A 10609-nucleotide genomic window follows, 5' to 3' on the forward strand; every position below is an offset into this window, starting at 1 on the left:
TCCACATCAGCGGTTGGTGTATCAGTTGCCACAGTGTCAGCCGCCGGTTCAGGTGGTGCTTCAAGCCCTTGTTCTGCTTGTTTTTTTGCTTTAGCTCTGGCTATGGCTGCCGCTACCGCAGCTTTTTTCGCATCCACATCAGCAGTTGAAGTGTCAGTTGCCACAGTGTCAGCCGCCGGTTCAGGTGGTGAGTCAGCCCCTTGTTCTACTTGTTTTTTGGCTTTAGCACGGGCTAAAGCTGCAGCTATAGCGGCTTTGCGTGGGTCTTCGGCCGCATCGGCGGTCTGTGCGGATGACGCTGCAGTAACGGACTGCTGCTTCTGTTGTTGATAGGCTAAAGCTTCAGCTTTTTTCCTCTCGCGCTCAGCAATAATCTGTTCTTTATTTAAAGTCGGTGCAGGCTGGTGCTGAGTACGTTCCAGAGCTTGCTGCACCGCGGCGGCACTTTGAGCTGCCTGACCGCTGGCTTGTTGCTGAGCAACGCGCTGTGCGGCAAGTTGTTGATTACGTTCAGCACGTTCTTGCTTCTCGCGCTCTAAGCGTTCGGTGCGGGCATCAAAACGCGCTTTGGCTTGTTCGGCTTTTAAGGCTTCGCGCTGCGTTTCCCGAATGTCTGCCTTGGCAACCCGGTAATAGTGCACCAGCGGAATTTCGCTGGGGCAGACATAAGCACAAGCGCCGCACTCAATACAGTCGGATAAATTGTATTCGGCCAGTTTGTCCTGATCCTTGGCTTTGCTGTACCACAATAGCTGCTGCGGTAATAAGCTGGCAGGGCAGGCGTCAGCACAAGCGCCGCAGCGAATACAGTCCATTTCTTCAACTGCAGCGCCAAGCTCGTTTTCTGTTGGGGCCAGAATACAGTTGGTGGTTTTCACCACAGGTACAGACCAGTCTGCTATCGCAAAGCCCATCATAGGGCCACCGACAATAATACGTTGCTGTTTTTCTGCCTGAAAACCACAAGCGTTTAGCAAGTCTGAAATAGGAGTGCCGATCAGCGCCAGCACGTTTTGCTGCTGGGCTAGCGTTTCACCAGCCACTGTCACCACACGATGGATCAACGGAATATCATCCAGTACAGCTTGTGCTATCGCAAAAGCGGTGCCGACGTTTTGCATTACTATGCCAATATCCAGAGGCCTGCGACCCGCCGGCACTTCTTTATTGGTCAGTAATTGGATCAGCTGTTTTTCACCACCTGACGGATATTTGGTGGGTACTTCCCGAACGAAGTAGTTATCTCTTTGGCCTATGGCAGCTTTTAATGACGCTGCTGCTATCGGCTTATCGTCTTCTATTCCAATCAATACCGCTTTTGGACTCAGCAGTTTTACCAGTATCTCTATACCGGCAATAATGTCGCTGGCGCGCTCCTGCATCAGTAGATCATCTGCTGTGATATAAGGCTCACATTCCACGGCATTGATAATCAGATAATCCACAGGCTGCTTTACATTCACTTTAATATGAGTTGGGAAACCAGCGCCGCCCATACCGGAAATGCCGGATTCCTGAATACGTTCTAATAAAGTGTAATTATCTACCAGAGTCGGATCCAAAGGTTTGCGCGGTCGCCATTCGTCCATACCATCCGGAATCAGCACCAAAGTAGGTTCAGCTAAACTGGAAGGGTGAGCGCTGGTGTGCAGTTCAATAGCATGCACTGTGCCTGAAGTTGGCGCGTGCACAGGCACCGCCATCGCATTGTCTGCCTGCGTCAGAGCCTGGCCTTTGAGCACCCGATCTCCTACTTTGACCAGCACTTTACCCGGTACACCTATGTGCTGACGCAGCGGTATATATAAACGGTCAGGAATATCCAAAAGCGCTACCGGCTTTTGATTGGTGCGCTCTTTGCGGCTTGGAGGATGAATGCCACCATGAAAGTCCCAGACTTTTCCCGCCTGGATCTGTTGAAATAAAGTAGGCAAGTTAGGACTCCAGCACTTTTACTGGTATAGCTTTTAAGTCCCATTTCCAGCGTTCAATACTGCTGGCCAAAGGCACCATATCTATACAATCCACAGGACAAGGTTCAACACATAAATCACAACCTGTACACTCATCGACAATAACAGTGTGCATTTGCTTGGAAGCGCCCACTATGGCGTCAACCGGGCAGGCCTGAATACATTTAGTACAGCCAATACACTCGTCTTCGCGGATAAAAGCGACACGTTTTATTGCCGGAGTTTGAGCTGCATCCAGAGGTTTAGCTTCCACTCCCATCAAATCGGCCAGCTTTTTGATGGTGGCATCACCGCCCGGCGGACATTTATTGATGTCATCGCCATTGGCAATGGCTTCAGCATAAGGCCTGCAGCCAGGATAACCGCATTGACCGCATTGAGTTTGCGGTAAAATTTCGTCAATTTGCTCCACCAGCGGATCGGCATCCACTTTAAAACGAATAGCGGCGTAGCCCAAAGCAGCACCAAAAACCAGCGCCAGAATACCCAAAGCCCAAAGGGCAGTGATAATAGACATTTACACTTTCACCAAACCAGTAAAGCCCATAAAGGCCAGTGACATTAAACCCGCGGTAACCATGCCAATAGCAGCACCTTTAAAAGATACAGGCACATCGGCAGCGGCCAGTCGTTCGCGCATGGCTGCAAACAATATCAGTACTAAAGAAAAGCCGACAGCAGCTCCAAAGCCATATACCACAGAAGAGAAGAAGTCATGACGCGCGTTCACGTTTAAAAGCGCCACACCTAAAACTGCACAGTTGGTGGTGATCAAGGGTAAAAAGATACCTAATAAACGATACAGGGTAGGGCTGGTTTTATGCACCACCATTTCGGTAAATTGCACTACAACAGCAATGACCAGAATAAAAGCCAAAGTGCGCAGGTACATTAGATCCAGGGGTTGTAATAAGTAAAAGTCCACCAGATAGCTGCAAAGAGAGGCCAGGGTCAGCACAAAAGTAGTGGCCATCGACATGCCAATGGCAGTCTCAAGTTTTTTTGATACGCCCATAACAGGGCATAAGCCGAGAAACTTTACCAGTACAAAGTTATTGACCAGTACGGTACTGACCAGCAACAGCAAAAATTCCGACATAAAAGAACCCCAGAAAAAAGTCGCGCTATTATGAAGCTTTGTAAGGTCTGAAACAACAGCACTGAACGCGAATAGCTCTTATCTGAACCTATGGCACCGGATAAAACTGATTAAAAACTGTGGGGCGGGTCTTATACACGCCCGTCTATACAAAACCGTGGTTCAGTTGGATATTTGTATAAAGGTTTATTCTAATGGCGCCGGTTTACTCAGGTAATAACCTTGTATACCGTCAATCAACAAGGATTCCAGCATTTGTTTTTCTGCCGCTGTTTCTACGTTTTCGGCAAATACCGCAACTCCAATACGGTGCGCTAAATCCACCATCAGCCGGACAAAATACTGATTGTTTTTATCTTCTTCTATTTGTCTGGTATAGCTGCCGTCCATTTTGACAAAGTCAGGTTTTAAATCACGGAAAAATTTAAAAGACGTAATACCAGCACCAAATTTTTCCACTGTCACTCGGGAGCCACACTGATGCAGCATATCAATCAGGCGTTTACTTAACTTCAAATTCTGCTGCAAACCCCATTCACTGATCTCAAACACCAGTCTGGAGGTTAGTTCACTTTCTTTTAATAAGCGGCGCTCAAGATAACTAATAAAGCTTTCATCCTGCACCGAATGCGCTGATAAATTTAAACCAAAACTCTGGCCTGGATTATTGGCCACCAAGGTCAGTGCTTGCTCTACGATCATCTGCTCAATCTCGATCAATTTATCGAGTTTTTGCGCCATATCTAAAAACAGCGCAGTAGGTAACAGTTGATCGTCGTTACTGCGAAAACGCACCAATAACTCAGAGTAGGTTTTGCTGGTTTTATTCAAAGGCTGGATAGGCTGAGCTAACAAAGTTAAACCCTGGTTTTGCAGCACTTCGTCAATCAGATTACGCCAGTTTTTGGTACTGAATGAGGATTCAGCGGTTTGCTCCTGATGGTCCGTAAACAAGTACCATAAGTTGGTTTGTTTGTTGGCGCGGCTTTGTTTAGTTTTGGCTAAACCAAGAGCTGTATCAGCCATCGCCAGCAATTCGCCTAACGGCTTACCCTGTGCGACCTGTACTAAACCTGTTAAGGCGACAGAATCCAGCTGCTTTTGCTGCTGATACTGATCAAAGTTCTGTTGCAGCAATAACACCAACTCTTCAGTTTGTTCGGTAGTTATGTGTGGAAACAATACACAAAAATCTGTGTTGTTCAGACGAAACAACGGGCTTTCATCCGACAGTTGCGGCAACTGCTTTAACAAATCGGCCATTTCTTTGATATACAAATCTCCCGCCAGATAACCCTGTTTATGATTGATCTGAGGTAATGAGTGGCAGCGCACCAATAAAAACAACGATTGATGCACAGCATTCGCTGCTTTGAGTTGTTGTTCGTAATAACGCACAAATTGCTGACGGTTCGGCAAGGACGTTAGCTGATCGTACAACGCCAGTTCCAGCAGATAGTCAGTACCTGAAGTCGGAGCCTGAGAAGGCACTTGTTGTACCGTGGCTGGCGCCAGTTGCACCGCTTCCTCTATAGGATGTGGTGGCAAAGCTTTTAGCTTTTTCGGTCTGGCTGGTTGCAAATAATAGGGTAATAAGCCCAGCAGCAGCGGACCAAAAAATAAAAACAGACTAAAAAGTTCCAGCTGGGCTAAGTGCTCAGACAGCTGGGGTAAAAATTCTACCTGTAAATTGTGCGCCTGATCTTTAACAGAAGCTGGTGTCACAGGCCGGCCAAATTGCGCTAACAACCAGGAAGACGCAGTAAAAGGCGCCATCGTATTGCTTTGCTCGTGTAAGACCACACCGTCAAGTTGGCTGACTTTTAAATAAGGTAAGTCGAAACTGCTGCTTAGCTGTCGGGTCAGGATCTTGGTATCGCCAGTCAAATCGCTGGCTAACATTTGTTGAATAGCGCTGTAGTGAAGCTGGTACAAACTTTGAATTTGTTGGGCTGCAGAAAACCAGAACAGCCATAGTGCCAACAACGCCGATAGGATAGCGGCAGTCCAGTGACTTAAAGCAACAAAGGATGGAGACTTCATAGCATGCAACTCATACTGAATTTTTTGCCCAGGCCAGAATATCAGAAAATAAGCTTAAGGTATTTCAAGAAAAAACACTAAGAAAAAGAGACAATTAAGAGAGGAAACAAGATGTATTTTAGGTGGCTCCCCAGGTTGGACTCGAACCAACGACCTACGGATTAACAGTCCGCCGCTCTAACCGGCTGAGCTACTGAGGAATTCTATACGGTTATTTATTTTTTATTATTTCAGTTGGCTCCCCAGGTTGGACTCGAACCAACGACCTACGGATTAACAGTCCGCCGCTCTAACCGGCTGAGCTACTGAGGAACTGAAATAATGCTGTTGAGACTACAGTGGCTCCCCAGGTTGGACTCGAACCAACGACCTACGGATTAACAGTCCGCCGCTCTAACCGGCTGAGCTACTGAGGAACTGTGTTCTGCAACGGGGCGCAATACTAATGCCCGTCTTAAACACTGTCAACACTTTGGCTGGTGCTTTTTCACAAAAGAAGTTTACTTGCTGTTTGTTTAGCCAAAGCCAGTCGAAAAGCTGCGCAAAACTAATTTTTTCATATGCAAAAGCTATTCGTAACTCTGTTGTCATATTAGATTTTGTCAAAGTCAGGCCACTAAAGGGCTGGCGTAAGTTACCCACAGATTCTGTGGATAAGTCTGTGAATTGTTGGTCATTAAGCAAGGCCAAGCCTTAGAACATAAGGCTTAGCGCCAGATCAATAGGTTTGCGACTAATTTTTTATCCCTTATAAAACAATTGGTTACGAATATGATAGATCTGAAACTTTATGCAAAACTCAATTCTGCAAACAAAATTTCTATGCAAAACGCTGTTGTGAACATTTTTTCACAAACTTGTTCAGATTTACTTCAATTTGGTCGCTTTGCGGGTAGTGCGCACCTGCACTTTTCTCTACAATAGCGCCCACCTGCGCTTAAGCTGACTGTTATGACTCAATCCACTTCGAAACGCCCTGATCTGCTCAAAGGTGATATTCAGGCCACCATGAAACAAATGACGGTGCCAGTACTGTTTGGCATGATCACCTTAATGTCATTCAATCTCATCGATACCTTCTTTATTAGTATGCTGGGTACGGCCGAATTGGCTGCTGTCAGTTTTACTTTTCCGGTGACCTTTACCGTGATTAGTCTGGCTATAGGTCTGAGCATTGGTACTTCAGCTGTAATAGCCAGAGCTTTGGGCAGTGGTGATCAACAAAGCGCCCGCAGCGACGGTTTAGCCGCCTTGTGGTTATCTGCTTATTTAGTCATCGCCTTGTCTATAGTGGGCTTTTTAACCATAGACCCTTTATTCCGGTTACTCGGAGCCAAAGAAGATACTTTGCCTTTTATCCACGACTATATGGATATCTGGTTTTTTGGAGCCGTATTTCTGATTACTCCTATGATAGGTAATGCGGTACTCCGGGCCGCAGGGGACACTAAAACTCCTAGTATTCTGATGGCTTGCGCCGGCCTATTAAATGCAGTGCTGGATCCGATCCTTATTTTTGGTTGGGGCCCTGTACCGGCTATGGGCGTAGCCGGGGCTTCGCTGGCCAGTTTAATTTCCTGGTTATTGGGTTTTGGTCTGATCCTGTATTTGCTGATGGTGCGCCGTAAACTGGTGGATGTAGGCCATCAGCCTTTGGCTGAATTCGTCAAAATCAGCCGGAAAATTCTGCATATAGGTTTACCTGCTGCCGGTGCCAATATGCTGACGCCACTGGCGATGGGCATTTTAACTGCATTAATGGCCAGTTATGGTGCAGAGGCCGTAGCTGCTTTTGGTGTAGGAGCCCGTATTGAAAGTATTGCTTCTTTAGTTGTATTAGCTTTATCTATGACTTTGCCACCCTTTGTCAGCCAAAACTACGGTGCCTGTGCCTATCATCGCATTGATCAGGCTTACCGCAGTTGCATTAAGTTTATTCTGGCCTGGCAGTTTGCTGTGTATCTCGGCTTAGCGGCCTGCGCCTGGGTACTGGCTGATGTGTTTACGGAAGATCCATTAGTAGCACAGTACATCCGCTACTTTATCTGGATTTTGCCTTTAGGATATGGCCTGCAGGGCATTATTATTTTGACCAACTCGTCCTTTAACGCTTTGCATCTGCCGCTGAATGCCTTGCAGCTTAGTGTGGTCAGGCTTTTTGTGTTCTACGTGCCTTTTGCTTATATAGGTGGCCTGATAGGTGGAGTGGTAGGAGTTTTTGTCGGAGGCTTAGTGGCCAATGCTTTTACTTCTTCTCTGGCATACAGCTGGTTTAAACGTAAACTGGCCGCGTTAACTTTAAGTGGAGAATCCTGATGAGCCGCGATTTCGAATTAGTCTCCAACTATAAGCCTGCCGGTGATCAACCTGGCGCTATCGCCAAGCTGGTGGACGGCCTGGAGTCTGGTTTGGCTCATCAAACCTTATTAGGGGTTACAGGCTCGGGTAAAACTTTCACTATGGCTAACGTGATAGCGCAAGTGAACAGACCAACGCTGATTATGGCGCATAACAAAACCCTGGCTGCTCAGCTTTATGGTGAGATGAAAGAGTTTTTCCCGAATAACTCGGTGGAATACTTCGTGTCCTATTACGACTACTACCAGCCAGAAGCTTATGTGCCAGCCAGTGACACCTTTATTGAAAAAGATGCCTCTATTAACGAGCATATAGAGCAAATGCGTTTATCAGCGACCAAAGCGCTAATGGAAAGGCGTGATGTGGTCATTATCGCCTCTGTTTCCGCTATCTACGGTTTGGGTGATCCGGAATCCTATATGAAGATGCTGTTGCATCTGAAAGTAGGCGACATAGTCGACCAGCGTTCTATCCTGCGCCGTCTGGCCGAGCTGCAATACAATCGCAATGATGCCGCTTTTGAACGCGCCACTTATCGGGTACGTGGCGATGTGATTGATGTGTTTCCGGCTGAATCCGACGAAATAGCTGTACGCATTGAACTGTTTGACGAAGAAATTGAACGCATCAGTTTATTTGACCCTTTGACAGGCTCAGTGGAGAAAGTGGTCAGTCGTTACACTATTTATCCAAAAACCCACTATGTGACGCCACGGGAAAAAATTCTTGAGGCGACAGAGCGTATTAAGGTGGAATTGAAAGAACGCCGTGCCCAGCTGTTGGCAGAAAATCGTTTGATTGAAGAGCAGCGTATAGGCCAGCGTACCTTGTTTGATTTGGAAATGATGGTGGAGCTAGGCTATTGCTCCGGCATAGAAAACTACTCGCGCTATTTATCCGGCCGGGCCGAGGGTGAACCACCTCCAACATTGCTGGACTATTTCCCGGCCGACGGCCTGATGTTTATTGACGAATCACACGTCACCATTTCGCAAATCGGTGCTATGTACAAAGGCGACCGTTCACGTAAAGAAAACCTGGTGAACTACGGTTTTCGCCTGCCTTCAGCTCTGGACAACAGGCCACTGAAATTTGATGAATTTGAGTCGATAGCGCCGCAGCGTATATATGTTTCAGCCACACCAGCGGATTACGAGTTAAAACAATCAGCGGGCGAAGTGGTAGAGCAGGTCGTGCGGCCAACTGGTTTAGTGGATCCAGTCATTGAAATCCGTCCGGTGGCAACACAGGTGGACGATCTGATGTCTGAAGCTATGCGCTGCGCCAAACTGGGTGAGCGGGTACTGGTCACTGTACTGACCAAAAAGATGGCCGAGGATTTAACAGATTATTTGGCAGGTCATGGCGTCAAGGTACGGTATTTACACTCAGACATAGACACTGTAGAGCGGATGGAAATTATCCGCGACTTACGTTTAGGTGTATTTGATGTGCTGGTGGGTATTAACCTGTTGCGGGAAGGTCTGGATATTCCTGAAGTGTCATTGGTGGCCATACTGGACGCGGATAAAGAGGGCTTTTTGCGTTCAGAGCGCTCCCTGATTCAAACCATGGGGCGTGCTGCCCGTAACCTGGCAGGTAAAGCTGTGCTTTATGCTGATCGCATCACAGGGTCGATGCAAAGGGCTATCGACGAAACTGAAAGGCGACGGGCTAAACAAATCGCCTACAACGAATTGCATGGCATCACACCAACCGCTATTAAGAAGAAAATATCGGACGTGATGGATCTGGGCCAGGATGCTGATTTGCCTAAAGTGGCGGAGAAAATCAAACTGGCCAAAGGCAAAACGCCATACCAGCTACAGGCCGAAATCAAACAACTGGAACAAAAAATGCTGCAGCATGCCAGGGACTTGGAATTTGAAATGGCAGCGCAACTGCGTGATCAAATTCATCAATTACGTGAAGCCTTACTCGAAATCTAGTCCATTTAAATAGGGCTCTCTGATGCTTAGCTATTTACCATCCGAGAGCTCTTTTTTTGTCCAAGATGTTTCATAAAACATAAATTGTTACTTATCTGATTGATATTCATACACATTATAACAATGCTGTTCAGACAACATTAACTTTCAGAGCATTAGACTGCCTGTGTTTTCTCAACCAAAAGGTAGTACCTATGAAACGTTCTATGCTCGCTTTACTTATCGCTGTAGTCTCAACCGGTGTGGCAGCGAACAGCTATCAAAATGAATCCTCAGTGGATTATATCAATGGTGATATCAACAACATTGACGTTGATGCCTGGCAATTAAAACATCAATATTTCTTCAATGCAGTAGACACCTCGGGCAATACTCCTCGTGCTGAAGCTGCGTTCATCAACAAAAACGCCAGTGTCTTTGGTACTTTGTCCCGCACTTCTGTAGGTGATTTTGATCAGAATGGCTGGTCCGTAGGTGGTGAGTATATGGATCAAAGCCATAACTTCTACGGTAAGCTCGAATGGATGCACTACAGCGGCGACGACAGCCAGGATGTGGAAGGTACGCTGGGTTACTTCATCAGCAACGACTGGTTAGTAGGTGCCATTTTTGAGCACAACAGACCGGATCAAGGCGGTAGCAGCACCAATTATGGTGTGATGACCAAGAAGTTATGGGATTTAGGCACAGGAGATATGATCAATCTGGAAGCCAACATCCTGGATTACCGCAATGATTCAGCCACACGTTATGGTGTTGGTGCAGATTACTACTTCGGTAAAAACTTCTCCGCTGGTGTTGGTTACCAGTGGATCTCTGACGGAGTTTTAAGCGAAAGTGAAGACAGCCTGAGTTTACGCACTAAGTGGTTCGCGCTGCCAAACCTGTCTTTGTCGGCCAGCGTTGCATTTGACGCACTGGAGACGGGAGATGATTTGTATCAGGTAGGTGCGAGCTACCGCTTCTAAATAGGGCAATGCCCGGCTATCCCTGAATAAGTGTAGGGGCGACCTTTATGGTCGCCCTTTTTTTAGCCACAACCCGTCATTGAATTTTGTGTTGGAATTCTCGGGCGGGGATAAACCCCGCCCCTACGGTGTGATCATGGTTTTTAACCACAACCCGTCATTGAATTTTGTGTTGGAATTCTCGGGCGGGGATAAACCCCGCCCCTACGGTGTGATCAC

At 47.0% G+C, this 10609-nt stretch carries 7 protein-coding genes and 3 tRNA genes; 3 read left to right on the forward strand and 7 right to left on the reverse strand.

Annotated elements, in window-relative coordinates; translation table 11 throughout:
- The 7 genes from rsxC to LDL40_RS18400 all read right to left on the reverse strand — a co-directional run.
- A partial coding sequence (gene rsxC, locus LDL40_RS18370; RefSeq protein WP_300996939.1) for an electron transport complex subunit RsxC occupies positions 1–1934 on the reverse strand: 1934 nt, incomplete at its 3' end.
- A 1-nt stretch (position 1935) separates the two neighbouring features.
- Positions 1936–2490: an electron transport complex subunit RsxB gene (rsxB, locus tag LDL40_RS18375; protein WP_300996940.1), complete on the reverse strand. Its 555-nt coding sequence runs from the start codon at positions 2488–2490 to the stop codon at positions 1936–1938.
- Positions 2491–3072 carry an electron transport complex subunit RsxA gene (gene rsxA / locus LDL40_RS18380; protein ID WP_300996942.1) on the reverse strand — a complete coding sequence of 194 codons (582 nt, stop codon included), beginning with the start codon at positions 3070–3072 and terminating at the stop codon, positions 2491–2493.
- A 186-nt stretch (positions 3073–3258) separates the two neighbouring features.
- Positions 3259–5115 carry an EAL domain-containing protein gene (locus tag LDL40_RS18385; protein WP_300996943.1) on the reverse strand — a complete coding sequence of 619 codons (1857 nt, stop codon included), beginning with the start codon at positions 5113–5115 and terminating at the stop codon, positions 3259–3261.
- A gap of 123 nt (positions 5116–5238) precedes the next feature.
- Positions 5239–5315, reverse strand: a tRNA-Asn gene (locus LDL40_RS18390).
- Between the two features lie 35 nt (positions 5316–5350).
- Positions 5351–5427: transfer RNA gene (locus LDL40_RS18395), tRNA-Asn, on the reverse strand.
- A 27-nt stretch (positions 5428–5454) separates the two neighbouring features.
- A tRNA-Asn gene (locus tag LDL40_RS18400) sits at positions 5455–5531 on the reverse strand.
- A gap of 535 nt (positions 5532–6066) precedes the next feature.
- Here LDL40_RS18400 and LDL40_RS18405 point away from each other — a divergent pair.
- The 3 genes from LDL40_RS18405 (at position 6067) to LDL40_RS18415 (ending at position 10390) form a co-directional block, all read left to right on the forward strand.
- A complete protein-coding gene (locus tag LDL40_RS18405) occupies positions 6067–7431 on the forward strand; it encodes an MATE family efflux transporter (protein WP_300996944.1) in 1365 nt (454 codons plus the stop codon).
- A complete protein-coding gene (gene uvrB, locus LDL40_RS18410; protein ID WP_300996945.1) occupies positions 7431–9422 on the forward strand; it encodes an excinuclease ABC subunit UvrB in 1992 nt (663 codons plus the stop codon). Before LDL40_RS18405 ends, uvrB begins: the two co-directional genes overlap by 1 nt.
- Positions 9423–9616: 194 nt before the next feature.
- Entirely contained in the window at positions 9617–10390 is a 774-nt protein-coding gene (locus tag LDL40_RS18415; protein WP_300996946.1) for a putative porin, read from the forward strand.
- The last annotated feature ends 219 nt before the right edge of the window (positions 10391–10609 follow it).

The organism is Rheinheimera sp. (assembly GCF_020217005.1).
Lineage (GTDB): Bacteria > Pseudomonadota > Gammaproteobacteria > Enterobacterales > Alteromonadaceae > Pararheinheimera.